This is a genomic window from Sphingomonas sp. LR59 (assembly GCF_036855945.1).
Lineage (GTDB): Bacteria > Pseudomonadota > Alphaproteobacteria > Sphingomonadales > Sphingomonadaceae > Sphingomonas.
Genome location: NZ_JASPFL010000001.1, coordinates 2973798 through 2999457, shown reverse-complemented (window position 1 = coordinate 2999457; position 25660 = coordinate 2973798). Strand labels below are relative to the sequence as shown.

21 protein-coding genes and 4 pseudogenes are annotated in these 25660 nt (G+C 68.0%); 12 read left to right on the top strand and 13 right to left on the bottom strand.

Features of this window, described 5'->3' with window-relative positions; genetic code table 11:
• Positions 1–18 precede the first annotated feature (18 nt).
• From rpoN to QP164_RS13935, 5 genes and pseudogenes are all read right to left on the bottom strand, one after another.
• Positions 19–1518 carry an RNA polymerase factor sigma-54 gene (rpoN, locus tag QP164_RS13955; protein ID WP_333923529.1) on the bottom strand — a complete coding sequence of 500 codons (1500 nt, stop codon included), beginning with the start codon at positions 1516–1518 and terminating at the stop codon, positions 19–21.
• A gap of 155 nt (positions 1519–1673) precedes the next feature.
• Positions 1674–2456: an LPS export ABC transporter ATP-binding protein gene (gene lptB / locus QP164_RS13950; RefSeq protein WP_056474335.1), complete on the bottom strand. Its 783-nt coding sequence runs from the start codon at positions 2454–2456 to the stop codon at positions 1674–1676.
• Between the two features lie 122 nt (positions 2457–2578).
• Positions 2579–3121 (bottom strand): LptA/OstA family protein, encoded by a 543-nt coding sequence (locus QP164_RS13945; RefSeq protein ID WP_132895753.1) that lies wholly within the window; start codon positions 3119–3121, stop codon positions 2579–2581.
• Between the two features lie 5 nt (positions 3122–3126).
• Positions 3127–3778: pseudogene (gene lptC, locus QP164_RS13940) on the bottom strand (LPS export ABC transporter periplasmic protein LptC).
• A complete protein-coding gene (locus tag QP164_RS13935) occupies positions 3778–4398 on the bottom strand; it encodes a ribonuclease D (protein ID WP_055881883.1) in 621 nt (206 codons plus the stop codon). The pseudogene lptC and the gene QP164_RS13935 overlap by 1 nt, the downstream one beginning before the upstream one ends.
• 304 nt (positions 4399–4702) lie before the next feature.
• Here QP164_RS13935 and QP164_RS13930 point away from each other — a divergent pair, with 304 nt between their 5' ends.
• Entirely contained in the window at positions 4703–5569 is an 867-nt protein-coding gene (locus tag QP164_RS13930) for a cold-shock protein (protein WP_333923528.1), read from the top strand.
• 46 nt (positions 5570–5615) lie between these two features.
• The gene (locus QP164_RS13925; RefSeq protein WP_207901126.1) at positions 5616–6398 is read left to right on the top strand and encodes a glutaminyl-peptide cyclotransferase; all 783 of its coding nucleotides are present in this window, start codon (positions 5616–5618) and stop codon (positions 6396–6398) included.
• Positions 6399–6487: 89 nt separating this feature from the next.
• On the opposite strand, the gene QP164_RS13920 is transcribed toward QP164_RS13925, so the two are convergent.
• Together QP164_RS13920 and hemC are read right to left on the bottom strand one after the other, a co-directional pair.
• Complete coding sequence (locus QP164_RS13920; RefSeq protein WP_333923527.1) at positions 6488–8140, bottom strand: uroporphyrinogen-III synthase; 1653 nt, start codon at positions 8138–8140, stop codon at positions 6488–6490.
• 7 nt (positions 8141–8147) lie between these two features.
• Positions 8148–9053 carry a hydroxymethylbilane synthase gene (gene hemC / locus QP164_RS13915; protein ID WP_333923526.1) on the bottom strand — a complete coding sequence of 302 codons (906 nt, stop codon included), beginning with the start codon at positions 9051–9053 and terminating at the stop codon, positions 8148–8150.
• Between the two features lie 64 nt (positions 9054–9117).
• Here hemC and tsaD point away from each other — a divergent pair, with 64 nt between their 5' ends.
• On the top strand, positions 9118–10143 hold the full coding sequence (gene tsaD, locus QP164_RS13910) for a tRNA (adenosine(37)-N6)-threonylcarbamoyltransferase complex transferase subunit TsaD (protein ID WP_333923525.1): 1026 nt from the start codon (positions 9118–9120) through the stop codon (positions 10141–10143).
• Entirely contained in the window at positions 10140–11117 is a 978-nt protein-coding gene (locus QP164_RS13905) for an NAD(P)H-dependent glycerol-3-phosphate dehydrogenase (RefSeq protein WP_333923524.1), read from the top strand. Before tsaD ends, QP164_RS13905 begins: the two co-directional genes overlap by 4 nt.
• 127 nt (positions 11118–11244) lie before the next feature.
• Here the strand turns inward: QP164_RS13905 and QP164_RS13900 are convergent, their stop codons facing one another.
• The 3 genes from QP164_RS13900 to QP164_RS13890 form a co-directional block, all read right to left on the bottom strand.
• Positions 11245–11403: a hypothetical protein gene (locus QP164_RS13900; protein ID WP_333923523.1), complete on the bottom strand. Its 159-nt coding sequence runs from the start codon at positions 11401–11403 to the stop codon at positions 11245–11247.
• Between the two features lie 62 nt (positions 11404–11465).
• A complete protein-coding gene (locus tag QP164_RS13895) occupies positions 11466–13100 on the bottom strand; it encodes an AsmA family protein (protein ID WP_333923522.1) in 1635 nt (544 codons plus the stop codon).
• Between the two features lie 154 nt (positions 13101–13254).
• On the bottom strand, positions 13255–13413 hold the full coding sequence (locus tag QP164_RS13890) for a DUF1674 domain-containing protein (RefSeq protein ID WP_082441494.1): 159 nt from the start codon (positions 13411–13413) through the stop codon (positions 13255–13257).
• 104 nt (positions 13414–13517) lie between these two features.
• Between QP164_RS13890 and QP164_RS13885 the strand changes: the two are divergent.
• The 6 genes and pseudogenes from QP164_RS13885 (at position 13518) to QP164_RS13860 (ending at position 21056) form a co-directional block, all read left to right on the top strand.
• Positions 13518–14794: pseudogene (locus tag QP164_RS13885) on the top strand (RsmB/NOP family class I SAM-dependent RNA methyltransferase).
• Positions 14795–14865: 71 nt separating this feature from the next.
• Positions 14866–15522, top strand: coding sequence for a ribulose-phosphate 3-epimerase (gene rpe / locus QP164_RS13880; RefSeq protein ID WP_333923521.1), 657 nt, complete (start codon positions 14866–14868; stop codon positions 15520–15522).
• A complete protein-coding gene (locus tag QP164_RS13875) occupies positions 15519–17255 on the top strand; it encodes a heparinase II/III family protein (RefSeq protein WP_333923520.1) in 1737 nt (578 codons plus the stop codon). The genes rpe and QP164_RS13875 overlap by 4 nt, the downstream gene beginning before the upstream one ends.
• Before the next feature lie 235 nt (positions 17256–17490).
• Positions 17491–19052 (top strand): annotated as a pseudogene (purH, locus tag QP164_RS13870) (bifunctional phosphoribosylaminoimidazolecarboxamide formyltransferase/IMP cyclohydrolase).
• Positions 19053–19371: 319 nt separating this feature from the next.
• On the top strand, positions 19372–19710 hold the full coding sequence (locus tag QP164_RS13865) for a P-II family nitrogen regulator (RefSeq protein ID WP_056053652.1): 339 nt from the start codon (positions 19372–19374) through the stop codon (positions 19708–19710).
• Positions 19711–19733: 23 nt separating this feature from the next.
• Positions 19734–21056, top strand: coding sequence for an ammonium transporter (locus QP164_RS13860; protein ID WP_431358312.1), 1323 nt, complete (start codon positions 19734–19736; stop codon positions 21054–21056).
• A gap of 721 nt (positions 21057–21777) precedes the next feature.
• On the opposite strand, the gene QP164_RS13855 is transcribed toward QP164_RS13860, so the two are convergent.
• The 3 genes and pseudogenes from QP164_RS13855 to recQ form a co-directional block, all read right to left on the bottom strand.
• On the bottom strand, positions 21778–22176 hold the full coding sequence (locus QP164_RS13855) for a hypothetical protein (protein ID WP_333923519.1): 399 nt from the start codon (positions 22174–22176) through the stop codon (positions 21778–21780).
• Positions 22173–22601, bottom strand: a complete 429-nt coding sequence (locus QP164_RS13850; protein WP_333923518.1) for a TIGR01244 family sulfur transferase — start codon at positions 22599–22601, stop codon at positions 22173–22175. The genes QP164_RS13855 and QP164_RS13850 overlap by 4 nt, the downstream gene beginning before the upstream one ends.
• A pseudogene (gene recQ / locus QP164_RS13845) lies at positions 22598–24365 on the bottom strand (DNA helicase RecQ). Before recQ ends, QP164_RS13850 begins: the two are co-directional and overlap by 4 nt.
• A gap of 276 nt (positions 24366–24641) precedes the next feature.
• Between recQ and QP164_RS13840 the strand changes: the two are divergent.
• Positions 24642–24941, top strand: a complete 300-nt coding sequence (locus QP164_RS13840; RefSeq protein ID WP_333923517.1) for a metalloregulator ArsR/SmtB family transcription factor — start codon at positions 24642–24644, stop codon at positions 24939–24941.
• A complete protein-coding gene (locus tag QP164_RS13835) occupies positions 24923–25582 on the top strand; it encodes an SdpI family protein (protein ID WP_333923516.1) in 660 nt (219 codons plus the stop codon). Before QP164_RS13840 ends, QP164_RS13835 begins: the two co-directional genes overlap by 19 nt.
• The last annotated feature ends 78 nt before the right edge of the window (positions 25583–25660 follow it).

The following is a 25660-nucleotide window of genomic DNA, read 5'->3' as shown; positions in this document are numbered from 1 at the left end:
CGCACCCAAGCCGACAGCCTACCGAACCCCCTCCAGCGCCTTCGCCCGGCGGCGTTGCACCGAACTCCCGATCCCGAGCGCCTCGCGGTATTTCGCCACCGTCCGCCGTGCGATGTCGAAGCCCTTCGCGTTCAGCAACTCGACCAGCGTATCGTCCGACAGGATCTTCGCGCCCTCGGTGTCGATCAGCGCCTTGATCGCCGATTTCACCGCCTGTGCCGACACCGCCTCGCCGCCGTCCGCCGACTGGATCGCGCTCGTGAAAAAGTATTTCAGCTCGTACAGCCCGCGCGCGCACGAGACGTATTTGTTGCTCGTCACACGACTGACGGTCGATTCGTGCATCTCGATCGCGTCCGCCACCTGGCGCAGCGTCAGGGGCCGCAAGTGCGCGACGCCCTTCAGGAAGAACGCCTCCTGCTGCTTCACGATCTCGGTCGCCACCTTGATGATCGTCCGCTGGCGCTGGTCGAGCGCTTTCACCAGCCAGTTCGCGCTGGCGAGGCAATCCGACAGCCACGCCTTCGACGCCTTGTCCTGATGCCCGCCCGACAGCTCAGTATAATAACTCCGGTTGACCAGAACGCGCGGCAAAGTCGAGGCGTTGATCTCGATCGCCCAGCCGGCTTTCGTGCGCGCAACGAACAGGTCGGGCGTCACCGACTGCGATGGCTCGCCGCCATAGCGACAGCCGGGCTTCGGATCATAGCCGCGCAGCTCGCGGATCATGTCGGCCATGTCCTCGTCGTCGACGTCGCACATCCGCTTCAGCCGCGTCAGTTCGCCACGCGCGAGCAGGTCGAGATTGTCGATCAACCGCGCCATGCAGGGGTCGTAACGATCCGCCTCGCGCGCCTGCAATGCAAGGCACTCGGCAAGATCGCGCGCGCCGACGCCGGTCGGGTCGAACATCTGGATCGTCGCCAGCACGCCCTCGACACGGACCAGCGGCACGCCAAGCCGGTTGGCGATGTCGAGCAGCGACACGGTCAGGTAGCCCGCCTCGTCGATCTGGTCGATCAGGTGCGCAGCGATGAACGCGTCCTCGTGCGGAATTGCGGGCCCGGCTTGCGCGAGCAGGTGATCCGCGAGGCTCAGGCTGGTATCCGCGAACGCGTCGAGATCAGGGCCGTCCTCGCCGCCGGCACCGCCCGCGCTCGCGCCGGTCATCGAGAGCGCGCCGTCCATCCCGCTGCCGCCGTCGGCGACGCTGTCCTGCTGGTGGCTTTCGGTGGCGTAGTCGACGTCGAGCGTCGGTTCGTCGCCACTACCCGTGCCCGCGACGAGTTCGTCGGCGGCGACGCGTTCGTCGCGGGCTTCGGGGGCGGGTTCGCGGTCGGGGGCGTCACTGTCTTCGGCGGCGCTGGCCTCAAGCAACGGGTTGCGCTCGACTTCCTCGGCGATGAAACCCTCGATCTCGAGGTTCGACAGCGCCAGCAGCTTGATCGCCTGCTGGAGCTGCGGGGTCATCACCAGCGATTGCGACTGGCGGATGTCCAGGCGGGGGGCGAGGCTCATGCCGGGGAGTCCCGCAGAGAGCCGAACAACTCAATTCCGTCACCCCAGCGAAAGCTGGGGTCTTCCACGATCAGAGCGCGCGCCCTCACCGGGAGATCCCAGCTTTCGCTGGGATGACGGGTGGGGGTGGGGGCTGGGAGGAGGGCGGCATAAGCTTAAAGCGAGAAGCCTTCGCCGAGATACAGGCGGCGGACATTGGCGTCGGCGACCAGTTCTTCCGGCGAGCCCGAGAACAGCACCCGGCCGTCATAGATGATGTACGCGCGGTCGACGATTTCGAGCGTCTCGCGGACATTGTGGTCGGTGATCAGCACGCCGATATCGCGCCGCTTCAGGTCCTTCACCAGGTCGCGAATGTCGGCGATCGAGATCGGATCGATGCCCGCGAACGGCTCGTCGAGCAGCATGATCGACGGATCCGCCGCCAGTGCGCGCGCGATTTCCGCACGTCGCCGCTCGCCGCCCGACAGCGCCATCGCCGGTGCCGCACGCAGCCGGGTCAGGCCGAACTCCTCCAGCAGCGTATCGAGTTTCCGCTGGCGCGCCGCCTTGTCGGGCTCGGACAGCTCCAGCACGGTCAGGATGTTCTTTTCGATCGTCAGCCCGCGGAAGATCGACGTTTCCTGCGGGAGATAGCCCAGGCCGAGGATCGCGCGCCGGTACATCGGCAGCTTCGTGATGTCCTCGCCGTCGAGCATGATCCTCCCTGAATCAGGCTTCACCAGACCCATCACCGAATAGAAGCACGTTGTCTTACCCGCGCCGTTGGGCCCGAGCAGGCCGACCACTTCGCCGCGCCCGACCGACACCGACACGTCGGTCAGCACGACGCGCTTGTCGTAGGACTTGGCGATCGAGACGACCTGAAGTCCGTTGCTGACGGGCGGCTCCGAGATCGGTTCTACGGCTTCGATCGGGGGCAGCGTGGTGGCGTCCATGGGATCAGGCCCTCGCAAAAGTCAGTCGCCGGCGCTCCGGCTGGAGGTTGGCGGCAAGAGGTTGGCAGGAAACATGCATGAGCGCGCCGCGGGAGGGAAGCCCCGCGGACACGCTCAAGCGATCAGTTGCGCTTGGGGACCGAGAAGGTGCCGGTCACGCGTCCGCCCGATTGCGTCACCGTGCCGCCACCGGTGGTCGCGCCCGTGCTGCCACCGACCGACGAGCCGTCGATCACCGCGCGACCGGTGTCGAGATTCATCGTCAGGCGCCCGCCATTGACGACGTTGCCGCCCTGGTTGAGCGTCACCGCGCCGAGCATCGTGATCACGCGCTTGTTGAGGTCGTAGATCGCGTACTGGCTCTTGGCGGTCTGGTCGGGCCGCCTGACCGTGACGCCGCCCGACGCGTCGAGCCGCGAGACCTGCGGGTTCCCGCCGATCACCTGGCCGGTATACGCGACCGTCATCCGCGCCGAGTTCAGCGTCATCTCGGCCTGCTTGACCGCGACGTTACCGGTCAACAGCGCACGGTTCGCCTTGTCCTGCAGCTCGATGTGATCCGCGCCGAAATCGATCGGAGCGTTGGAATTGTGCGGCTGCTGCGCGACCGCGGTCGTGGACAGCAGCAGGGCGGACAGGCCGGCAAGGATGTGGGTGGCGCGCATGGCGGCTATTTCGGCCCTCTGGGGATGATCCGCAAGCGCGCATTGCCATCGAGCGTCACGGTGCGCTCCTCGAGGTTCGCGCGCAGCTTGTTCGCGCTGAACGTGCCCTGCTGAACGGTGCCGGTCGCAGCCCCCGCTTTCGAGCGTGCGCGCCTTCATGTCGATCGTCGCGTTGGTGGTCTTCAGGTCGTAGCCGCCCGCCGCGGTGGCGTTGAGCGGGCCGAACAGCTGCACCTTCTCGGTGTCCATGTCGTAGCGACCGGTGTTCGCCTTGATGTTGGCGGGGCCGTCGGTCAGCTGGATCTGCGCGGCGAGCTGATTGAGCTGGACGATCGGTTCGGCCGAGCTCTTCTGAATCGCGGACTTCGCATCGAGCGTGAACGACTGGCCCTTCGAATCCTCGCCGCGATAGCGCGCGGACTGGATCTTCATCCGCTCCTGCGCGACGTCGACCTTGTTCTTGTCGAGCAGGAACGACACGTCGCCGCCCGCGGTCAGCGGCGCCATCACCAGGAACGCCGCCAGCACGCCGATCGCGGTCGGCAGCGCGACGCGCGCGATCGCCACGAATCGATCGTGGCTGCCACCGGGCGCAGCCCAGTCCTGCCGCGCGGTGCGTGCGCGGCGGGCGACGGGTGAGGGCGGCGGAACGTCCATCAAGCGTGCGCGAAAATGTCGATTTCGGGCCAGCCGGCGAGATCGAGTGCGGCGCGGGTCGGCAGGAAGTCGAAGCACGCCTGCGCGAGCTCCATCCGGCCTTCGCGAATCAGTCGCTTGTCGAGCTCGGTCCGCAAGCGGTGAAGGAAGCGCACGTCGGACGCCGCGTAGTCCTTCTGCGCGTCGGACAGTTCGGGGCTGCCCCAGTCGGACGATTGCTGCTGCTTCGAGATATCCTGGCCGAGCAGTTCGCGGACCAGTTCCTTCAGGCCGTGGCGATCGGTATAGGTGCGCACCAGCCGCGAGGCGATCTTGGTGCAATACACCGGCGCCGCGACGACACCGAGATAATGCTGGACGGCGGCGATATCGAACCTTCCGAAATGGTAGAGCTTCACGCGCGCCGGGTCGGCCAGCAGCGCCTTCAGATTGGGCGCGTCATAACCGGCACCCGCGGCGAAGCGGACAAGATGCTCGTCGGGGCCACCGTCCGAAAGCTGGACGAGGCAGAGCCGATCGCGCGGAGTGATCAGACCCATCGTCTCGGTATCGACGGCGATCGCGGCGCCGGCCGCGAACAGATCGGCGGGGATGTCGCCTTCGTGGAGATAAACTGTCATGACGGTGGCCGTAGCGGTCCGCGGCTGAACGCTCAATGGCCCAGTCATAGGCAGTGGTGTCGAATCGGGCGATAAGATGGCCCGCCTAGCGCACCTGCGACGAGCCGTGGCTTACAAGCGACACTTGCGCCAGTATCGATCCAAATCGCGCGGCGTAGGACAAGAATCTATTCGCGACGGCTTGTAATTTGCGCTAAGGGTCTCCTCAAGGCGCAAAAGGTTTCGCGCTGGAAAACCCGCGTTCGTCGTCCGGCACAAGGGTTTTGAGAAATTTGCGGGCGAACCGGGAAGACGAACAGAGCTTATGGGTTTCGATAAAGGTGGCCGCGGGAACCGTGGCGGGCGTGGCCGCGACAAGCGCGACAGCTTCGGCGGCGGCGACAACGAGTTCGGCGGCAGCAGCAGCTTTGGCGGTGGCGGCGATCGGTTCGGCGGCGGCGGTAGCAGCTATGGCGGCGGCGGTGGCTCGAGCTACGGTGGCGGCGGTGGCAGCAGCTACGGCGGCGGCAGCAGCTTCGGTGGCGGCAGCGGCGGCGGCGGCGGTGGTTACCGCGGCGGCGGCGGTGGCGGCGGCTTCTCGGGCGGTGGCGGCGGCGGCGGTGGTCGCGGCATGCCTCCCCAGGTGGTCGGCGAAGGCACCGGCGTCGTAAAGTTCTTCAACGCACAGAAGGGCTTCGGCTTCGTCGTTCGCGATGACGGCGGCGAGGACGTGTTCGTCCACATCAGCGCAGTCGAGCAGGCCGGCATGGTCGCGCTCGCCGAGGGTCAGCCGCTCGGCTTCACGCTCGTCGACCGCGGTGGCCGTATCTCGGCAACCGACCTGAAGATCGACGGCGAGCCGATGGCCGTCACCGATCGCGGCCCGCCGCGTGACCGTGATGCCGGCCCGGGCGCGCCCCGTGGTGGCGATCGCGACCGTGACGGTGGTGCAGGTGGCGCACAGCGTCAGCTCACCGGCGAGAAGGCGACCGGTACGGTCAAGTTCTTCAACGCGATGAAGGGCTTTGGCTTCATCCAGCGCGACGACGGACAGCCTGACGCATTCGTCCACATCTCGGCCGTTGAGCGCGCCGGCATGGCGACGCTGAACGAGGGCGACAAGCTCGAGTTCGAGCTCGAGGTCGATCGTCGCGGCAAGTACGCAGCGGTGAACCTGAGCGCAGGCGGCTGATAGCTGGCTGCCCCAGAACGCTGATCGTACCGTGTTCGGTAGGATAATGATTGCGGCCGGTCTCGCTATGGCGGGGCCGGCCGTTCTCGTTTCATCGTCTTTTTCGTCCGCCGCGCCTGCGCAGACGCGCGTGCCGGTGCTGTCGGCGACGATCGTCGCGCGCTATCCGCACGACCGCACCGCATTCACCGAAGGGCTGCTCTGGCACGACGGCGCGCTCTACGAGAGCACCGGGCAGGAGCGCCAATCCGACGTCCGCCGCGTGTCGCTCAAGGACGGCCAGATCTTGGCGAAGGCGCAAATCGACCCCGCGCAGTTCGGCGAAGGCCTCGCGCTGTGGAAGGACGAGTTGGTCAGCCTCACCTGGCACGACGGCATCGCCCACCGCTGGGACCTCCGCACGCTAAAGCCCAAAAGCCAGAACCGCTACACCGGCGAGGGTTGGGGCCTGACGAGCGATGGCGTGTCGCTGCTCCAGTCCGACGGCAGCCCCGACATCATCTTCCGCGATCCGGTGACGCTCGCTGAGCGCAAGCGCGTCGCGGTGACGATCGACGGTCGCCCGTTGCGCGACATCAACGAGCTCGAATACGTCGACGGCGCGCTGCTCGCCAACGTCTGGCATACCGGCTTCCTGGTCCGTATCGACCCCAAGATCGGCAAGGTCACGGCAGTGGTCGACCTGCGCCCGTTAGTCGCCGAAGTGGCTGCTACCGACCCCGAGGCGGTGCTCAATGGGATTGCGTGGGATGCAAAGGCAAACCGGCTATTCGTGACGGGCAAATATTGGCCAACGCTGTTCGAGATCAAGGTCGCCGCTACGCCGTAAGCGACGCTTGTTGCGGCGCTATCGCCCAAGGGCATGGCTGGCCGATCAAGCGATCAGTTGCCGGCACCTGCGCCTGGCGTTCGAAGATCTCAGACTCCGTCCGCCGCGGATGTCTCCGGCGCGATGATCTCGGGAACCGGCGTCGGGATCACTACCGGGGCGGGTTGTGGCTGACCCGCCTGGCCGATCAGCGCGGTGTTCTCGATCACGTCGAGCGCCTGGCGTGCGGTGACGTAGCGGCGGGCGGCGTCCATCCAGTTGCCGGCCTGCGCCGCCCCGGGCAAGCGCGCCACTTCCGCCCTTGCCGCCTCGACCTGCCCCGCTTCGAGCAACCGGCGAACGCGCGCGAGGCGGTCGGCGGGCATCGGCGAGGGCGTGCCGGCCTTGCGCAGTACCACCAGCGAATCGATCTGGTGCTGGATCGTGTCGAGCCAGCCCTCGCCGGTCGAGGTCGTGATGTCGGGCGCGATCGTGTCGAGGCCCTGGCGGAGGTCCTCCAGCGTCACCGGCTGACGCGCGGCCTGGATCAGCAGCATCGTCGCGCGCGGCTGCGCCTGACCGAAGCGCAGGCGAAGCTGCTCCTCCAGATAGCCGAGCCCGACCCCGCGATCGAGCGCGCGTCGTGCGGCGAACGCGACCATCAGCCCTTCGGCGCGCGTCGCCTGCCCGCCGGCGGCACTGGCATCGGTGGTGATCGCCGCGGTGCGCGCCTCGAGCGCGGTCAATTGCGCCGCCAGCGTCGCCTCGCGCGTCGCCAGCACCGCGGTATCGACCGGCGCGGCGGCCTGCGGCTGGCCATCGGGGCCGAGTGGCTGCGACGGGATATACCCGGTCGCGGACGACGAAGCCTTTTGCTGCGCGGTCGTCGAAGCGGCGGTCGAATGGGTGAAGCCGAACCAGGGCACCGTCTTGGCCGCATACGCCATCAGGCCAAGGCCCGCGACGAACGCAAGCCCGACCAGGACGAGGATGACGCCCATTTTGGGTCCGCGTGCCCGTGGGCGATCGGTAGGCACGTAGTCGCTCATGGCGTGCTTATCCCCGTCGCGCGCCGGATGGTCAATCGTGCGTGTGTTCGCAGACGCAGCAGCGGTTGCGACAACCGCGGAATCGCTCGGTTCGGGCGCGATCGACATGACGCCCCAGCCTGTCCCGGCGGCGGCGTCGCCGACCGCCCGGCTGATCGCGACCAGCGCGATGCGAGACCGGTCCGCGCCGGCGCCATCGACGAGTTCGGCCAGCCGCGTTGCGGCGCGGGCGGAATGCACCAGGACCACCGTATCCTCGAACGACCGCGCGACGTCAGCCGGCACCGGGACGGCCTCGCTCGCATAGACGGTGACCGCCTCGACGCCGTCCTCGGTCGGCGCCCGCTCGCGCCCGGCGAGATGCAGCAACCGCGCGAAACCCCGATCCCGCGCCTCGGCCACTACTGCGCGCGCATTCTCGCCGCCCGTCACCGCGACCGCGAACCCGGCCTCGCTCGCTGCCGCCGCGGTCGAGGCACCGACCGCGACGACCGGCAACCGCTTGAACAGGTCCAGCCCCGTGCCGCCATGCCGCACCGCGTTCGCGCTCGTCAGCAACAGCCCGTCGAACCCGGTCGGGTTGGGCGGCGTCCAATAGACCGGCACTACCGCGAACAGCGGGACCTGCCGCACCTCCAGCCCAAGCGTACGCAGCGCCGTCGCGGTGCGCGTATTGCCGGGCTCCGGCCGCAGCACCACCACCATGCGGGTCATCGGGGCATCATGCGGCGAACAGTCGCCGGACGCTGGCGGGCGCGCGGGTCAGCAGATCCTCCGCCAGCGCCGTCCCGAGATCGTCGTCGACCGTGCCCTCGATCGATCCCGCGACGTCGCACGCGCCGTCCTCGGCGATCAGTTCGGCGCGCAACGTCAGCGTCTCGCCCGCGAGCGACGCCAGCGCCGCGACCGGCGAATGGCAGTCCGCCCCGAGCCGCGCGAGCAACGCACGCTCGGTCAGCACGCACGCACTCGTATCGCGGTGGTCGATCGCCGCGACGATCTCGCCCGCCGCGCTCCCGGCGAGCACTTCGACCCCGACCGCGCCTTGGGCAGGGGCCGGCAACATCACGTCGGTCGGGATCGCATGGCCGTCGTCGCGTCCGAGACGGTCGAGCCCGGCGGCGGCGAGCAACGTCGCATCCATCTCGCCACTCGCGACCCGGCCGAGCCGCGTGTCGACATTCCCGCGGATCAGCACGATCTCTAGGTCGGGTCGCAGCCGCAGCATCTGCGCGCGCCGCCGCGGCGAACTCGTGCCAACCACTGCATGTGGGCGCAGGTCGGCGAGCGTCTCCGCGCCGATCAGCCGGTCTCTGACGTCGGCCCTCGGGAGCATCGCCGCAATCTTCAGCGTCGCGGGTCGGATCGTCTCGACGTCCTTCATCGAATGCACCGCGCAATCGATATCGCCGTCGTGTAGCGCGCGATCGAGTTCCTTGGTCCACAGCGCCTTGCCGCCGATCTCGGCGAGCGCGCGATCCTGCACGCGGTCCCCGGTCGTGCGGATCACCACGATCTCGACCATTTCGGGCGACCAGCCTTGCGCCGCGCACAGTGCATCGCGCACCATGCCCGCTTGGGTGAGCGCCAGCGGCGAACCGCGCGTACCGAGCCGAAAACGAGTCATCCGGTGGGCCATGCAGAAAGGAGCCCCCTTCGACAAGCTTCTCGCACCCCTATACAGACACGCGATGATCATTCTCGGCATCGAATCCTCCTGCGACGAAACCGCCGCCGCGCTCGTCACCGGCGACCGTCAGGTCCTCGCGCACCGCCTGCTGGGGCAGGAAGCCGCGCACGCCCCGTTCGGCGGCGTCGTCCCCGAAATCGCCGCGCGCGCGCATGTCGAGGCACTCGAGCCGCTGATCGTTGCCGCTCTGGCCGACGCGAAGCTGAGGCTCGCCGATGTCGACGCGATCGCCGCGACCGCCGGGCCGGGGCTGATCGGCGGCGTCATGGTCGGGCTGGTGACGGGCAAGGCGCTCGCGCATGCCGCGGGGAAACCGTTGATCGCGGTCAATCATCTAGAAGGCCACGCGCTGTCGCCGCGTCTGTCCGACCCGGATCTCGAATTCCCCTATCTGCTGTTGCTAGTCTCGGGCGGCCATTGCCAGCTGCTGCTGGTCGAGGGCGTCGGCGCGTACCGGCGGTTGGCGACGACGATCGACGACGCGGCAGGTGAAGCCTTCGACAAGACCGCCAAGCTGCTTGGCCTGGGCTTTCCCGGCGGTCCCGCCGTGGAACGTGCCGCCGCACTCGGCAACCCGAAGGCGGTCCCGCTGCCACGCCCGCTCAAAGGCTCGGCCGAACCGCATTTCTCGTTCGCTGGCCTCAAGAGCGCGGTCGCGCGCGTGGTCGGCCAGTATTCGCCCGAGGACCTCGCCGCCTCGTTCCAGGCCGCAGTCGTCGACTGCCTGATCGATCGCACGACCAAGGCGTTGCGGACCGCACACGGCGCCACCGCGCTGGTCGTCGCGGGCGGGGTCGCCGCGAACACCGCGGTCCGCTCGGCATTGCAGTCCCTTGCGAGCGCACACGGCCTCCGCTTCGTCGCGCCGCCCTTGTGGCTCTGCACGGATAACGCCGCAATGATCGGCTGGGCGGGCGCCGAGCGCTTCGCCGCCGGTCTCACCGACCCGCTCGACGTCGCTGCGCGTCCACGCTGGCCGCTCGATCCTAACGCCGAAGCCGTGCGTGGCGCAGGAGTGAAGGCATGAAAATCGGCGTCATCGGCGGCGGCGCTTGGGGCACCGCGCTCGCGCAGGTCGCCGCGCACGAAGGCCGCGACGTCATCCTCTGGGCGCGCGAAACCGCGGTCGTCGAGTCGATCAACGCGCATCACGAAAACAGCCTCTTCCTCGCCGGCGTAGCGCTCTCCCCAACGATCCGCGCCACCGAAGACCTCGAGGCGCTTGCCGACATGGACGCGATTCTCGTCGTCGCCCCCGCGCAACACGTCGGCAGCGTCCTTGCCGCCGCCCCGGTCGGCCGCATCCCGCTCGTCCTCTGCGCAAAAGGCATCGAAGCCGGCACCAAGCGCCTCGTCGGCGAGGTCGCCCGCGCTGTCCATCCCGACGCGCCGATCGCCGTCCTCTCCGGGCCCACCTTCGCGCATGAGGTCGCCGCTGGCCTCCCCACCGCCGTGACGCTCGCCTGCGAAGATGCCGACCTCGGCGAACGCCTTGCCGCGCGGTTGGCCGCGCGCCATTTCCGCACCTACGCTTCGACCGACGTCGTCGGTGCGGAGATCGGCGGCGCGGTAAAGAACGTCCTCGCGATCGGCTGCGGCGTGGTCGAAGGCGCAGGTCTCGGCCAGAACGCCCGCGCCGCCCTGATCGCGCGCGGATTCGCAGAAATGACCCGCTTCGGCCTCGCTCGCGGTGCGCGCGCGGAAACGCTCGCCGGGCTATCGGGCTTGGGCGATCTCGTCCTAACCTGCTCCTCGACCAGCTCGCGCAACTTCTCGCTCGGCGTCGGTCTGGGGAGAGGCGACTCTGCCGCCACCCTCCTGTCCGACCGCCGGACGGTAGCAGAAGGCGCCTTCACCGCCCCCGTCCTCCGCGAAGCCGCGCGCGACGCCGACGTCGATATGCCGATCACCGAAGCCGTCTGCCGCCTGCTGGAAGGTGCCCCGGTCAGCGACGTAATCGGCGACCTGCTCGCCAGGCCACTCAAGGGCGAGGCGGGCTGACCGCCAACCTTCGTCATGCCGGGCTCGTTCCGGCATCCACCGTTCCGCACACTCAGACAGCGTCGGTTCGCGGCACCGTGGACCCCGGAACGAGTCCGAGGTGACGGCGTGGGGCGGGTCTGACCTGCTACCGCAACACCCGCGCCGCCAACCCCGAACAATCCGCATCGCTCGCCGTCGGCCCCTGATTACCCGAAATCGCGCGGCCGATCGCCTTGAAGATATTCCCCACCGACTTCACCTCGGGCGGGATCGTCACAGTCGGCCGCTCGATCGTCCCGGTCATGTACGCCGACCCCGGCAACCGCAGCAGCGCATGCTGTTTCGGCGTGCCCGTCAGCCTGATGTTCAGCGTCTCCCCGGAAACAACACGCTCCCCTCGCCGCGCAACTGGCTCGCGGTGGTATCGACAATCATCGGATCGACCCGCCCTTGCCCGCGCGTCACATCGAGCTTCAGCACCACGCACCGCAGCCCCGCGCGCTCGCCATCCTTCGCCAGCAACGCCCGCGCCGCATCGAACCCGAGCGCAGCGGCGATACCCTGCGGCAACTGACCATCCCGCGCGACGAACCCGATCGTCCCGTTCGACCGCCCGACCGCCGCACGGATCGTCTCGCCCGGTCCCTTCAGCCGCACCCTCGCGCTGACGTTGCCGCTGAAATCGCCACCGCCGCCCGCCAGCGCCTGCACGCTGCTCCCGCGCAACCGGAGGTCGATATCGACCGTCGGCACCTTCCGGTCGCCGCGCTGGTCGACCGTCACCTTGCCGGTGACATTGCCATGCGACAGCCGTGCGACCAGCTCGCTCAGAGTCAGAAGCTGATGATCGATCGCCAGCACGCCCTTGGCGGACAGGATCGGCGACGCACCCTTCGCGCTCACGATCCGCCCGATCCGAAACCCCATCCGCGCGTCGGTCCTGTCGATCTTGCCGATATCGATCCGCGTGTTCGGCACCAGCCGCGGCCCGATCGCGCGCTCCAGCGCAGCGCCCTCCGCCTTGCCCTCGTCAGACGCCAGATCGCCGAAATCGAACTGCCGCGAGACGATGTCGCCATCGACCTTGCTGCGGCCGGCCTGCTTGTCGACCGTGACGTGCCCCGCGAAGTCCGACCGCCCGACCACGCCCTTCAACTGCGTCACCGTCCATTTCGGCTGGTCGTGGCGGACGTGCGCGCTGAACGATACCGGCTGCGTGCGGAACAGCCCCGCCTCGATCACCGCGTCGATCAATTTGAGATCGGTCGCGCGCGCCGTCACGTCGAGGCTCATCGCGTCGGTATCGAGCGGCCGATCCATCTGGCCCTTGGCGGAGATCGAAAGAGCATCGCCATCAATCGACGCGGTGAACGGCCAGGGCTTGCCCTGGAACTTCGCCACCGACGGCCCCGCGACCGCGATCCGCACCGCCGCCCCGCGGATCGTGCCCGATCCGGTCGCGCGGATACCGTGGACCGGATCCGACACGAACCGCGCGGTGACGAAGCGATCCTGCTTGTCGTCGCGATACTCGATCGCGCTGTCGCTGATCGTCAGCCCGTCGAGATCGGTCGAACTGCCGCCGCCCTTGGGCTTGCCCGGCCGCTCCCAGTTGGTCCGGCCATGCTTGTCGCGCACTAGCACCAGATGCAGCCCGCGCGCTTTCACGTCGCGCGGCCCGAACGCGCCCTTTAGCAGGCTGATGCCAGAGAACGTCGCTTCGGCCTCGCGCAGCTGAACGAAGTCGCCTTTGCCCGCCCATGCCGCCTGCGGAATGCGCACGTTCGTGATCCGGATCGTCGGATTGAACCCGAACGCGTCGACCCGCTCGATCCCGCCGATCGTCACCGGCCGCCCGAACCGCGCGGTCAGCTGCCGCTCGATCACGCCTTTCAGCGACCCCCACGGAAACGCGGCAAGCCCCACCAGCCCCAGCACGAGCACGCTCGCAACAACGATGCCGGTGACTTTAACCCAGCGTTTTGCGAAGAATCCCCTCATCATAGCGGCGACGCGCCGCCGGGGAAATCGTTCCGCCTGCGTCAGGACCGCTGCCGCAGATTACATCCGTCATCCTGACGAAAGTCAGGATCCAGAGCCGAATACGGTGCCGCTTGTGATCCTGGATCCTGACTTTCGTCAGGATGACGGGAGATCAGAAATCGATCGCCATGCCCTTCAGCTCCCAGTCGCCATAGCGCGTAGGATCGCGCGGCTCGGGGTCCTTGTCCGGCACGATCGCCTCGGGTTTCGGCACCGGCGTATTCTTCGCCAGATACTCGGGTGGCTTCAGATGATCGGGGCGCTGGCCCATCGCGGCTCTCCGGATTTGCGTGTTGGCGTCGTAACCGCCACATGGGCCCTGTCGCGCCGCTTTGCCACAAGCCGCGCGCCAAACCGAACGCGAAGGACCTTGATATGCCCGACTATACCCACGCTCCCGAGCCGCTCGGCGTCCCGACCCGCCGCGCCGCGCTCCGCCTGCTCGACGCCGTCCTGCGTCGCGGCGAGTCGCTCGAATCCGCATTGCCGGCCGCAACCCGCGCGATCCACGGCCCCGATCGCGGCCTCGCGCACGCGATCGCCGCCGAGACGCTGCGCCGCCTCCCCGATCTCGACGCGCTGATCGATTCGGTCACCAAGACGAACCTGCCCGACGACGCGAAGGCGCGCATGGCGCTGCGCATCGCTCTGGTCCAGGTGCTGATCCTCGGCACCCCCTCGCACGCCGCGATCTCGACGGTGTTGCCGCTGGTCGACGGCGGCCCGCGCAAACTCGTCCACGGCGTGTTCGGCACGCTGTTCCGCGCCAACATGCTGCTCCCCGAGGTGCCGACGCTGCCGGCCCCGGTCGAACTGCGCTGGGAAGCCGCCTGGGGCGAGGAGATGGTCGACGCCGCGGGTCGCGCGATCGCGCAGGTGCCCCCGCTCGACCTGACGATCGCCGATCCGTCCGAAACCGAAGGCTGGCGCGAGAAACTCGGCGGTGAAAGCTTCATGCCCGGTCACCTGCGCTTGGGCGACCATGATTCGGTCCCCGACATGGCCGGCTTCGGCGACGGCGCCTGGTGGGTGCAGGACATCGCCGCCTCGCTCCCCGCGCGGTTGCTGGGTAAGGGGAGGGCCATGTTCTCGATCTCTGCGCGGCGCCGGGCGGCAAGACGCTGCAACTCGCGAGCGCGGGCTGGACCGTCACCTCGGTCGACAATTCGCAGAGCCGGATCAAGCGCCTGCGCGAGAACCTCTACCGCACGCACCTGAAGGCCGAGGTCGTCAACGCCGACATCCTCGAATGGGCGCCTGCCGAGCCCGCCGACGCGATCCTGATCGACGCGCCGTGCAGCGCGACGGGCATCTTCCGCCGCCACCCCGACGTCCTCCACCGCGTCCGCCCCTCGATCATCGCCGAAACCGCGGCGTTGCAGGCGCGGATCTTCGCGCGGGCCGCGGACTGGGTGAAGCCCGGCGGCACCTTGGTGTACGCCACCTGCTCGCTCGAACCGTCGGAAGGCGAAGCGCAACTCGACGCGTTCCTCGCGGCGCGCAGCGATTACACGATCGCGCCGGTCGACCAGTCCGAAATCCCTGCCGGCATCACGCCAACAGAAACCGGCACGATCCGCACGCTCCCCGGCATGCTGGCCGACCAAGGCGGCTGCGACGGCTTCTTCATCGCCCGATTGAAGCGCAGCTAAGCAATCCTCCCCTTGCAGGGGAGAATCGACGGGGACTTCGCACCGCGTGAATCCCGCGCTAGGACAATCCCATGCAACCCGTCCGCATCGCCCCCTCGATCCTCTCCGCCGATTTCTCCAAGCTCGGCGAGGAAGTCCGCGCCATCGACGCAGCCGGCGCCGACTGGATCCATATCGACGTGATGGACGGCCATTTCGTCCCCAACATCTCGTTCGGTCCCGCGGTCATGAAGTCGGTCCGCGGCGTCACCACCAAGCCGTTCGACGTCCACCTGATGATCTCGCCCGTCGACGCGTATCTCGACGCGTTCGCGGAGGCCGGCGCCGACTGCATCACCGTGCATTACGAAGCCGGGCCGCACATCCACCGCTCGCTCCAGCACATCAAGGGCCTCGGGAAGCGCGCCGGGGTGGTGATCTGCCCCGGCACGCCCGCGAAGATGCTCGACTACCTCATGGACATGGTCGACCTCGTTCTCGTGATGAGCGTCAACCCGGGCTTCGGCGGGCAGAGCTTCATCCCGAGCCAGCTCAAGAAGATCTCGGCGATCCGCACGATGATCGAAAAGAGCGGCCGCGCGATCGATCTCGAAGTCGATGGCGGCGTCGATGCGGAGTGGGCCAGGCGCTGCATCGAGGCCGGTGCCGACGCACTGGTCGCGGGCACTTCGGTCTTCCGCGGCGGACCATCGCAATACGCTGCCAACATCGCCGCGTTGCGGGGGTGAACGAAGCCCCCGATCATGTAACCGATCCCGCCCCCGACGGGATCGACGAAGGCCGCCGCCTGATCCGTCTCGGCGGCGACAAGGGGCTGTCGCTCGCCGATCGGCTGGCGGAGCGCTTCCACCGCCTGACGTGGCGCACCCCGCTCCACACGCTGCGCCTAAAGGGGCGGTATCCGCTGAAGCTGATCGCGGTCCCCGACGACCCGATCCTCGGCGACATCCCGCGCGGTACAATGCTGCTCGAAGGCGTCCTCTCTTTCCGCGGCGAAGCGCGCGATATCGAGACGCTCGATCTATCGAAGCCGCTCCCCAAACCCTTCGCCGAATACCTGCAAAGTTTTGCGTGGCTGCGCGACCTGTCGACCGTCGCGACCCGTGCGCGGGGCGCCCCGATCGCCGAATACCTCATGGGGCTCTGGCTGACCGCGCACGCCGACACGCAGGGTGGGATCGCATGGCGCCCCGACATGTGGGGCCGCCGCATCCTCGCCTGGACCGCGCATGCACCGCTGATCCTGTCGTCCTCCGACCAGATCTACCGTTCGAAGGTGCTCAACGCGCTCGCAAAGGGCGCCCTCCACCTCGACCGCACCGCCGACAAGGCCCCCGCCGGCGCCCCGCGCATCGCCGCATGGTGCGGAGTCGTCGCGGCGGGCCTGCTAATCCCCGGCGGCGAACCCCGCCAGGCGTTCGGTGAAGCCGGCCTGCTCCGCGCCCTCGGCACCGGTCTGTTCGACGACGGCGGTTCGGTCTCGCGCAGCCCGGCGATGCTGCTCGATTCGATCCAGCTGCTCACCCTCCTCCAGGAAAGCTACGCTGCGCGCAGCGCCGAACTCCCGGAGACGGTCGCGGTCACGCTCACCCGGATGGTTGCGGCGCTGCTCGGCGTCGCGCACGCCGATCGCGGCCTGTCGAGCTGGCAGGGCGGTGGCCCGGCAAGCGAAACGCAGGTCGCCGCAGTCATCGAGGCCAGCGGCGTCCGCACGCGTCCCCTCCGCCAGGCGCGCGACTGGGGCTATCAACGCCTCGCAGCCGGTACCGCGGTCCTGATCGTCGACGCCGCGCCACCCCCGATCGCACGCCTCGTCGAAGGCGGTTGCGCCTCGACGCTGGCGTTCGAATTCTCGGACGGCCCGGCGCGGATCGTCGTCAACTGCGGCGGCGCGCGAGCCGGCATCGCGCAACTGCCGCCGGCGATGGTCGAGGGTTTGCGCTCGACTGCCGCGCATTCCACGCTGACGATCGCCGACAGCAACTCGACCGCGATCCTAGCCGACGGCACGCTCGGCCGCGGCGTCGGCGAAGTCGAGCTCAGCCGCCAGGAATCGGATGCCGCCAGCCGGATCGAGGCAAGCCACGACGGTTACGTCCGCCGCTGGGGCTTCCTCCACCGCCGCCAGCTGATGCTCACCGGCGACGGCCGCGAACTCCGCGGCGAGGACGCACTGTTGCCGCAGGGCCGCAAGCGACGGGCCGGATTGTCGCTGTTCGCGATCCGCTTCCACCTGGGGGAGGGCGTCCAGGTCTCCCCCACCGCGGACGGCCTCGGCGCGATCCTCCGCCTTCCCGGTGGCGCGCTCTGGCAATTCCGCTGCCGCGGCGGCGCGCTGGTGGTCGAGGACAGCGTCTGGATCGACGCCGACGGCCGCCCGGTCGCGACGCAGCAGCTGATGATCACGGGTGAAGCAGCGGCCGGCGGCGCGAGTGTGAGCTGGGCGCTGAAGAAGGCCTGACCCAACGTCTGCCCGGACGCAACGCGAAGAACCACGCCAGCCAACCCACCTCCGACATCCTGACGAAAGTCAGGACCCAGGATACCAAACGACCACCTTCGTGGCTCTGGATCCTGACTTTCGTCAGGATGACGGGAAATGGTGGACGGGAGTCACCCGCACGCCCCCTGTTCCCCAACGTCAACCAACGCTAAGGCACCGCCGCACGGTGGCCCCCGGAACACGAAAGACCCTCATGACCAGCATCCCGATCAAGCGCGCGCTCCTGTCCGTCTCCGACAAGACCGGGATCGTCGATCTCGGCAAGGCGCTGGCCGCAAACGGCGTAGAACTCGTCTCCACCGGCGGCACCGCCACCGCCCTCCGCGCCGCCGGGCTAGAAGTCCGCGACGTCAGCGAACTCACCGGCTTCCCCGAAATGATGGACGGCCGCGTCAAGACGCTCCACCCGATGGTCCACGGCGGGCTCCTCGCGGTCCGCGACGACGCCGGCCACGCCGCCTCGATGGCCGAGCACAAGATCGGCGCGATCGACCTCGTGATCGTCAACTTGTACCCGTTCGAAGCCACCGTCGCGAAGGGCGCCGACCGCGACACCGTGATCGAGAACATCGACATCGGCGGCCCCAGCATGGTGCGCTCGGCGGCCAAGAACCACGCCTATGTCGCGATCGTCACCGACCCCGCCGACTACGCACTCGTCTCCGGCGGCACGACGACGCTGGACGACCGCAAGAAACTGGCTGCAAAAGCCTTCGCCACCACCGCCGCCTATGACTCCGCCATCGCAACCTGGTTCGGCACGGTCGATCAGGCCGAGGAATTCCCCGCCACCCTGCCGATCACGCTCAAGCGCGGCGACACGCTCCGCTATGGCGAGAACCCGCACCAGTCCGCCGCCTTCTATACCGCAACGGGTACCGTCCGCGGCATCGGCCAGGCCCGCCAGCTCCAGGGCAAGGCGCTCAGCTACAACAACCTCAACGACGCCGACGCCGCATTGGAGCTCATCGCAGAATTCCGCGACGCCGAACCCTCGGTGGTGATTGTCAAGCACGCCAACCCCTGCGGTGTAGCCACCGGCGCAACGCTCGCCGAAGCCTATGCCGCAGCGTTCGCCTGCGACACCGTGTCTGCATTCGGCGGCATCATCGCCGTCAACCGCACGCTCGACGCCGAGACCGCGCGCGCGATCACCGGCATCTTCACCGAAGTCGTCGTCGCCCCCGATGCCGACGAAGAGGCGATCGCGCTGTTCGCCGCCAAGAAGAACCTCCGCCTGCTGCTGACAGGCGACCTCCCCGATCCCGCCCGCGCGGGTTTGACGGCGAAGTCGATCGCCGGCGGCTGGCTCGTCCAGGGCCGCGACAACGGCACGCCCGGCGAGTTGAAGGTCGTCACCAAGCGCCAGCCGACCGAGCAGGAACTGATCGACTGCCGCTTCGCCTGGACCGTCGCCAAGCACACCAAGTCCAACGCGATCGTCTACGCCAAGGACGGCAGCACCGCGGGCATCGGCGCCGGCCAGATGAACCGCCTCGAATCCGCGCGCATCGCCGCGTGGAAGGCAAGGACGCCGCGGAGAAGGCCGGCTGGTCCACCCCGCGCACGATCGGCTCGGCGGTCGCCTCCGACGCGTTCTTCCCGTTCGCCGACGGATTGCTCGCGGCGGTCGAGGCCGGCGCGACGGCGGTGATCCAGCCCGGCGGCTCGATCCGCGACGCCGACGTCATCGCCGCGGCGGACGAAGCCGGCCTGGCGATGGTCTTCACCGGCATGCGCCACTTCCGCCATTGAGTTTGGCATGGGGCTGGCGGGGGCAAGCAAACCCCGTCATCCACCCACTCCGTCGCCCTCCCACTCCGTCATGCCGGGCTCGTTCCGGCATCCACGGTCCCGCAAACCAAACGCTCGTGAGTACGCGGCGCGGTGGATGCCGGAACAAGCCCGGCATGACGGAAAGATAGCTGCCCGTTTTTCGAGCACCCGCACCGCACTGCACAAGTTTTAACCGCCAATTCCCCTCTGCGCGCCCCCGCAAGCACACCTCACCCCTCCACACCGCAACTGGCACGCACATTGCGAGGCCCCTTCCGTAACAAGGGGAAGGGGCGCGATGAAACTCGTCATTGCCATCATCAAGCCGTTCAAGCTCGACGAGGTGCGCGAAGCGCTCACCACGATCGGCGTGGCGGGCATGACGGTCACCGAGGTCAAGGGGTTCGGCCGTCAAAAGGGCCAGACCGAGATCTATCGGGGGGCCGAGTACAGCACCAACATGGTGCCGAAGATCAAGATCGAGGTGGTCTGCGCCGCCAGCCTGTCCGACCGCGTGGTCGAGGCGATCCAGGCATCGGCGAACACCGGCGCGATCGGCGACGGCAAGATCTTCGTGCTCGACGTCGGCCAGGCAGTGCGGATCCGCACCGGCGAAACCGACGATTCAGCGCTCTGAGGGGGGACATGATGAAGCATGACATGAAAAAGGCCGCCGTCGCGGCTCTGGGACTTGGAGCGGCGATGATCGCTGCCGCCCCGGCTTGGGCTCAGGCTGCTGCCGCGCCTGTCGCGACCGTGAACAAGGGCGACACCGCCTGGATGATGACGTCGACGCTGCTGGTGTTGATGATGATCGTCCCCGGCCTCGCGCTGTTCTACGGCGGTCTCACCCGGTCGAAGAACATGCTGTCGACGATGACGCAGATCGGCGCGGTCGCGTGTCTCGCGATGCTGTTGTGGGTGATGTACGGCTACACGATGGCGTTCGGCGACGGGGGCGGCGAGTATATCTCGGGCTTCGGCAAGGCGCTGCTCCGCGGCATCACGCCCGACTCCACCGCGGCCACCTTCACCGCAGGCGTCGCGATCCCCGAATATGTCTTCATCTGCTTCCAGATGACGTTCGCCGCGATCACCGTCGCGCTCGTGCTCGGCTCGGTGGTCGAGCGGATGAAGTTCTCGGCGGTGATGGTGTTCGCCATCGTCTGGCTGACGATCGTGTATTTCCCGGTCGCGCACATGGTTTGGGCATCGGGTGGCAAGTTCTTCAAGATGGGCGCACTCGATTTCGCCGGCGGCACCGTCGTCCACATCAACGCCGGTGTCTCGGCACTGGTGGCGGCGCTGATCCTCGGCAAGCGCCTCGGCTATCCCACCGATCGCATGGCACCGCATTCGCTGACGATGACGGGAATCGGCACCGGGCTGCTCTGGGTCGGCTGGTTCGGCTTCAACGCCGGCTCGGCGCTCGAGGCCAACGGCTCTGCAGGTCTCGCGATGCTCAACACCTTCGTCGCCACCGCCTCGGCAGGCCTCGCCTGGATGCTGGTCGAGCGCGTCAACGGCCACAAGGGCTCGGCTCTGGGCTTCTGCTCGGGGATCATCGCCGGGCTCGTCGCGGTCACGCCGGCGGCGGGCAACTCGGGCCCGTTCGGTGCGATCATCCTCGGCGCGGTCGCGTCGGTGGTCTGCTATTATGCGGTGACGTTCCTCAAGCCGAAGCTCGGCTATGACGATGCGCTCGACGCGTTCGGCATCCACGGCATCGGCGGCATGATCGGCGCGATCGGCACCGGCATCGTCTACTCGCCCGCGTTCGGCGGCCCCGGCAAGCCCGATTTCGACATGGGCCACCAGCTCTTCGTTCAGGTCGCTGCTGTTGCGACCACGATCGTCTGGGCGGCGATCGGCACCGTGATCGCGATCTACATCGCCAAGGCGCTGACCGGCTTGCGGGTCTCGGAGGAAGTCGAGCGCGAAGGCCTCGATCTCGGCGAGCACGGCGAACGCGCCTACGACTAGTTCGGTAGCGGGCCACCCGAGCCCGCACCCACGACGTTCCTCCTGCGGACAACCTTGGCTCGGTGTGGCAACACACCGGGCCATTTTTATGTCGATCGAAGGGGGACTTCGATCGAGTGTGAGGGGGTAAGGACACCCACCATGTTCTCCCGCGAACGCGGGAGCCCAGGACCAAGCAAAGCAACGGCGGTTCAATCCCCTCCCGCTTGCGGGAGGGGTTAGGGAGGGGCCGACGTACGTACTGGCGTCCGGTCCATGAGGCTAACCCCTCCCCCGACCCCTCCTGCAAGCGGAAGGGGAGCAGAAGAGTGCCGTCTCCCCGCATTGGTCGGCGCTCAAGTCCTACGCGCCAGCTCCTCCCCGGCGGAGGCCGGGGCCCAATTGGCAAGGTCAATGTAACGATGGACAGTCCTTCGTTATCGCCGTCCCCCAATTGGGCCCCGGCCTTCGCCGGGGTGGCGCGGCGCCCCGATACGACCAGCGCAAACACCCCCAACCGATCGTGCTGAGTGGCGACCGAACAGCTCCATCAGGAGAGTATCGAGGGCGCGTATCGAGGATGGGTTCCGCGCGCCAACCCTCCTTCGATACGCCGCTTCGACAAGCTCAGCAGCTACTCAGGACGAACGGGGAGGGGCTGGGCGAGCGGGCTGGCTGCAGGCGGACTGGGCGAGCGGGGCGGCAGACTTGCGCACGCCGCAAACCCCGCCAAAAATCGCGCCTAAACCCGCACGCTCTTCGGCGCCAACCGCCGGATATCCAGCACGTCGACCTGCGCGAGCATCACTGCCCCCAAAGCCTTGTCGCCAGTCTCCACCAGGATACCCTCTTGCGTCGCCCGCACCGTCCGCCAGGACACCTCGCGCACCGCCAGTCGCTTGCCGATCCGCTTCACCGCAGCAACGCGCCCGTCATCCGCGATCGCCAGCGCACCCTGGCCATCGGCGCCGACCACCGCGCCGGCCACGGCAAATCCGGCGAGCTGCGCCTGCGCCGCGTCCGCCGCCTCTTCCGGAGTCTCGATCTTGACGACCCGCCGCATCCGCACGACCACCCAGCCCAGACCGGCGAGCAGCACCACAACGACGGCCACGATGCCGCCGACGATCGCAGGCGTCATCGCGGCCCTGCGAGCGCGTCCAGCATCGGTCGGATTCCGCGCAGGTCGTACCCGGCGTCTTCGGCCTGCGCGAGCAGCAGGTTCGGATTCCGCCCCGCCTTCGCTGCCGCCAGCGCCCAGAGATTGCAGCTCCGCGTTCCCGATCGGCAATACGCCAGCACGGGCCCGTCGGAGTCGGTCAGCGCCTGCGTCATCGCGTCGATCTGCGGATGCGAGAACCCCGCATGCGTCACCGGAATCGAGACGTACTTCAGCCCAGCCGCTTCCGCCGCCGCGCGGATCGCGTCGCCCGAAGGCTGTCCCGCATCCTCGTCGTCGGGACGATTGTTGACGATGGTCGTGTATCCCGCCGCGGCGATCTCCGCGACCTGCTCGACCGCGATCTGCGGCGCGACCGAAATACTTTCGTTTATTTGCCGTATCATGCGAGCTCGCGGACAACCTGGAGGAAGGCATCCCCATAGGCGTCGAGTTTCCGCGCGCCAATGCCTGATAACAGGCTGAGCTCGGCCCGCGACGCCGGCCGCTGCCGCGCAATGTCACGCAGCACCGAATCGTGGAAGATCACATACGGCGGAACGCCCGCTTCCTTCGCCAGATCGCGCCGCCGCACGCGCAACGCCTCGAACAGCGGATCGTCGACCGGGTTCGGCGTAGCGCCAACCGCCCCTTGCGCCGCCGCTCGCGCTTGGGCGGCACGACGATCGACACCGCCGCCTCGCCCTTGAGGATAGCCTTCGCCGCCGGCCCGAACTCCAGCCCCCATGCGGATTGGTCCTGAGCGCATCCTTCAGCATCAGCGCCCGCGACACGGGTTTGAGCAACGCAACCTCGTCGCCATCGACGATCCCGTACACCGACAGCGCCTCATGCCCGTTCATCAGGCTCCGCTCCGACGATACCCCGGTCAGGATGCCCTCGATATACCCCACGCCGAACATCTGCCCGGTCCGGAACACCGCCGACAGGAATTTCCGCGCGGTCTCGGTCGCGTCGACCGCATCAACATTGCCGAGGCAATTGTCGCAATTCCCGCAATCCTCGAGCCGCTCCTCGCCGAAATGCTTGAGCAGGATCCGCCGCCGGCACCCGGCCGTCTCGACCAGCCCGCCCATCGCGGTCAGCCGCTGCCGCTCGCCCGCCTGCCGCTCGGGCTCGACCTCGCCGATCCGCTGCCGAGCGCGCGCGAAATCCTCCGCGCCCCAGAACAGGTGCGCGATCGCCGGATCGCCGTCGCGCCCCGCACGGCCGGTTTCCTGATAATAGGCCTCGATCGACTTCGGCAGCCCGGCATGCGCCACGAACCGCACGTCGGGCTTGTCGATCCCCATCCCGAACGCGACCGTGGCGCAGATCACCATGTCCTCGCTCGCGACGAAATCCGCCTGGTTCTTCGCGCGCACCTGCGGATCGAGTCCGGCATGATAGGCCCGCGTCGGCCGCCCGCTCCGTCCCAGCGCTTCCGCCAGCTTCTCGGTCGCCGCCCGCGTCTGCGCGTAAACGATCCCCGGCCCCGGGATCTTCTCGAGGATGTCGGCGATCTGCCGGTTGACGTTGTCGCGCCCCGAAATCGCATAGCGGATGTTCGGCCGGTCGAACCCCGACACGATCAGCCCTTCCTGCGAGATCCCCAGCTGCTCCAGGATATCCGCCCGCGTATGCGCATCCGCCGTCGCGGTCAGCGCGAGCCGTGGCACATCCGGAAAGCTGTCGAGCAGAGGCCGCAGCAACCGGTAGTCCGGCCGGAAGTCATGCCCCCACTCGCTGACGCAATGCGCCTCGTCGATCGCAAACAAGCTGAGCTTGGCCTGGCTGAGCAGGTTGCGAAAACTCTCGTTCGAAGCCCGTTCCGGCGCCACGTACAGCAGGTCCAGATCGCCCGCCCGAAACCGCGCGATCGTCTCCTCGCGATTGGTATCGACCGAGGTCAGAGTCGCCGCCTTGATCCCCACAGCCGTCGCTGCCCGCAACTGATCATGCATCAACGCGATCAGCGGCGACACGACCACGCACGTCCCCTCCAGCATCGTCGCCGGCAACTGGTAGCACAGCGACTTGCCCGCCCCCGTCGGCATGACCGCCAGCGTCCGCTGCCCCGCCAGCACCCGGTCGACGACATCGCGCTGCACCCCGCGGAAATCGGGGAAACCGAAGATGCGCTGGAGATCGGGGAGGGGGTCGAGTGCCATTGCCGCCTAGGTAGCGATCCTCGGGGCGATGTCGAGGATAGCGCGGGTGTTATCGCGAAGGAGGAACTGGGATTGGGCCTCGCCCCAACCCAAGAGCATAACCCCCGGCGAAGGCCGGGGCCCAATTGGGAAGGCTGGAGTAACCGCGCATCGTCCCTAGTCGAGCAACATTCCCAACTGGACCCTGGCCTCCGCCGGGGAGGTGCTAGACCTGTGCGCTGCGATATAATAATTAGCCATATTGCTAATTAGCCTGTGTCCTAATATAAACCCCCCATGGACTTGGTCTTCGACGCCCTCGCGCACCCGACGCGCCGCCGCATTCTCGAGCTGCTCAAAGGCGGCGCGATGACCGCGGGCGCGCTCGCGGATGCATTCGCGGTGTCGAAACCGACCATGTCGAACCACTTCGCCAAGCTGAAGGCGGCGGGCCTGATCCAGGCCGAGAACCGCGGCACGTCGATCGTCTACACACTCGACCTGTCGGTGATGGAGGAGGTGGTGATGGGTTTCATGGGCCGGCTCCGCGTCGGCGACGCACACGAAAAGGGGGACACATGCGCTATCGAAACCTGATCATAGCCTCCGCACTGACCGCCGCCGGCCTCGCGATCGTCGCCGCGATCGCGCTCGGTCGCCTGCCCGCCGGTACGCAACTCCCGACGCACTGGGGGCCCGACGGTCTCCCCGATCGCTTCGCCAACGCCGGCACCGCGTTGTTCATGCCGGCCGCGCTCACGATCGCAATATCGCTGATGATGGCAGCGCTGCCCTTGATCGAACCGATGCAGGACGAGCTCGAGCAATCCGCGCCGCTCTATCGCACCGGCTGGGTCGGGCTGCTCGGCATCATGATCCTCGTCGAGGCGATGGTCGCCGCGCCCGCCTTCGGGCTCGCGCTACCGCCCACGACGATGCTCGTCGGGATCGGCGCGCTGTTCGTGATGCTCGGCAACGTCCTGCCTAAGTCGCGCCCGGGCTTCTTCGTCGGCATCCGCACGCCGTGGGCGATCATAGACCCCGACAACTGGATCGCCACGCACCGCTATGGCGGCCGGATCATGATGGCGGCGGGTTTCGCGCTGATCCTGGTCGCGGTGCTGCCGATGCACAGCGAAAACCGCACCTCGTTCGTCATCGCGCTGATGCTGGTGACGGTCGCGACGCCGATCCTCTATTCCTTCCTCTACTGGCGCCGCACTCGCCGCGCGCAATAGATCGAGATCGGGTCGGGTTCTCGCGGTCCGCTCATGGACCGCCGCAACTTCCTGCGCATCCTCCCCGTTCAATCCGGG

What these genes read in the sequence shown, in the direction of transcription:
- QP164_RS13945 (WP_132895753.1), bottom strand. Translation starts at nt 3,121, where the DNA reads ATGCGCGCCACCCACATCCTTGCCGGCCTGTCCGCCCTGCTGCTGTCC.
- QP164_RS13860 (WP_431358312.1), top strand. Translation starts at nt 19,734, where the DNA reads ATGAAAAAGGCCGCCGTCGCGGCTCTGGGACTTGGAGCGGCGATGATC.
- QP164_RS13855 (WP_333923519.1), bottom strand. Translation starts at nt 22,176, where the DNA reads ATGACGCCTGCGATCGTCGGCGGCATCGTGGCCGTCGTTGTGGTGCTG.
- rpe (WP_333923521.1), top strand. Translation starts at nt 14,866, where the DNA reads ATGCAACCCGTCCGCATCGCCCCCTCGATCCTCTCCGCCGATTTCTCC.
- QP164_RS13835 (WP_333923516.1), top strand. Translation starts at nt 24,923, where the DNA reads ATGCGCTATCGAAACCTGATCATAGCCTCCGCACTGACCGCCGCCGGC.
- hemC (WP_333923526.1), bottom strand. Translation starts at nt 9,053, where the DNA reads ATGACTCGTTTTCGGCTCGGTACGCGCGGTTCGCCGCTGGCGCTCACC.
- QP164_RS13900 (WP_333923523.1), bottom strand. Translation starts at nt 11,403, where the DNA reads ATGACCGGGACGATCGAGCGGCCGACTGTGACGATCCCGCCCGAGGTG.
- QP164_RS13935 (WP_055881883.1), bottom strand. Translation starts at nt 4,398, where the DNA reads ATGACAGTTTATCTCCACGAAGGCGACATCCCCGCCGATCTGTTCGCG.
- QP164_RS13840 (WP_333923517.1), top strand. Translation starts at nt 24,642, where the DNA reads ATGGACTTGGTCTTCGACGCCCTCGCGCACCCGACGCGCCGCCGCATT.
- QP164_RS13905 (WP_333923524.1), top strand. Translation starts at nt 10,140, where the DNA reads ATGAAAATCGGCGTCATCGGCGGCGGCGCTTGGGGCACCGCGCTCGCG.
- lptB (WP_056474335.1), bottom strand. Translation starts at nt 2,456, where the DNA reads ATGGACGCCACCACGCTGCCCCCGATCGAAGCCGTAGAACCGATCTCG.
- QP164_RS13850 (WP_333923518.1), bottom strand. Translation starts at nt 22,601, where the DNA reads ATGATACGGCAAATAAACGAAAGTATTTCGGTCGCGCCGCAGATCGCG.
- QP164_RS13930 (WP_333923528.1), top strand. Translation starts at nt 4,703, where the DNA reads ATGGGTTTCGATAAAGGTGGCCGCGGGAACCGTGGCGGGCGTGGCCGC.
- QP164_RS13925 (WP_207901126.1), top strand. Translation starts at nt 5,616, where the DNA reads ATGATTGCGGCCGGTCTCGCTATGGCGGGGCCGGCCGTTCTCGTTTCA.
- tsaD (WP_333923525.1), top strand. Translation starts at nt 9,118, where the DNA reads ATGATCATTCTCGGCATCGAATCCTCCTGCGACGAAACCGCCGCCGCG.
- QP164_RS13865 (WP_056053652.1), top strand. Translation starts at nt 19,372, where the DNA reads ATGAAACTCGTCATTGCCATCATCAAGCCGTTCAAGCTCGACGAGGTG.
- QP164_RS13890 (WP_082441494.1), bottom strand. Translation starts at nt 13,413, where the DNA reads ATGGGCCAGCGCCCCGATCATCTGAAGCCACCCGAGTATCTGGCGAAG.
- QP164_RS13895 (WP_333923522.1), bottom strand. Translation starts at nt 13,100, where the DNA reads ATGAGGGGATTCTTCGCAAAACGCTGGGTTAAAGTCACCGGCATCGTT.
- rpoN (WP_333923529.1), bottom strand. Translation starts at nt 1,518, where the DNA reads ATGAGCCTCGCCCCCCGCCTGGACATCCGCCAGTCGCAATCGCTGGTG.
- QP164_RS13920 (WP_333923527.1), bottom strand. Translation starts at nt 8,140, where the DNA reads ATGACCCGCATGGTGGTGGTGCTGCGGCCGGAGCCCGGCAATACGCGC.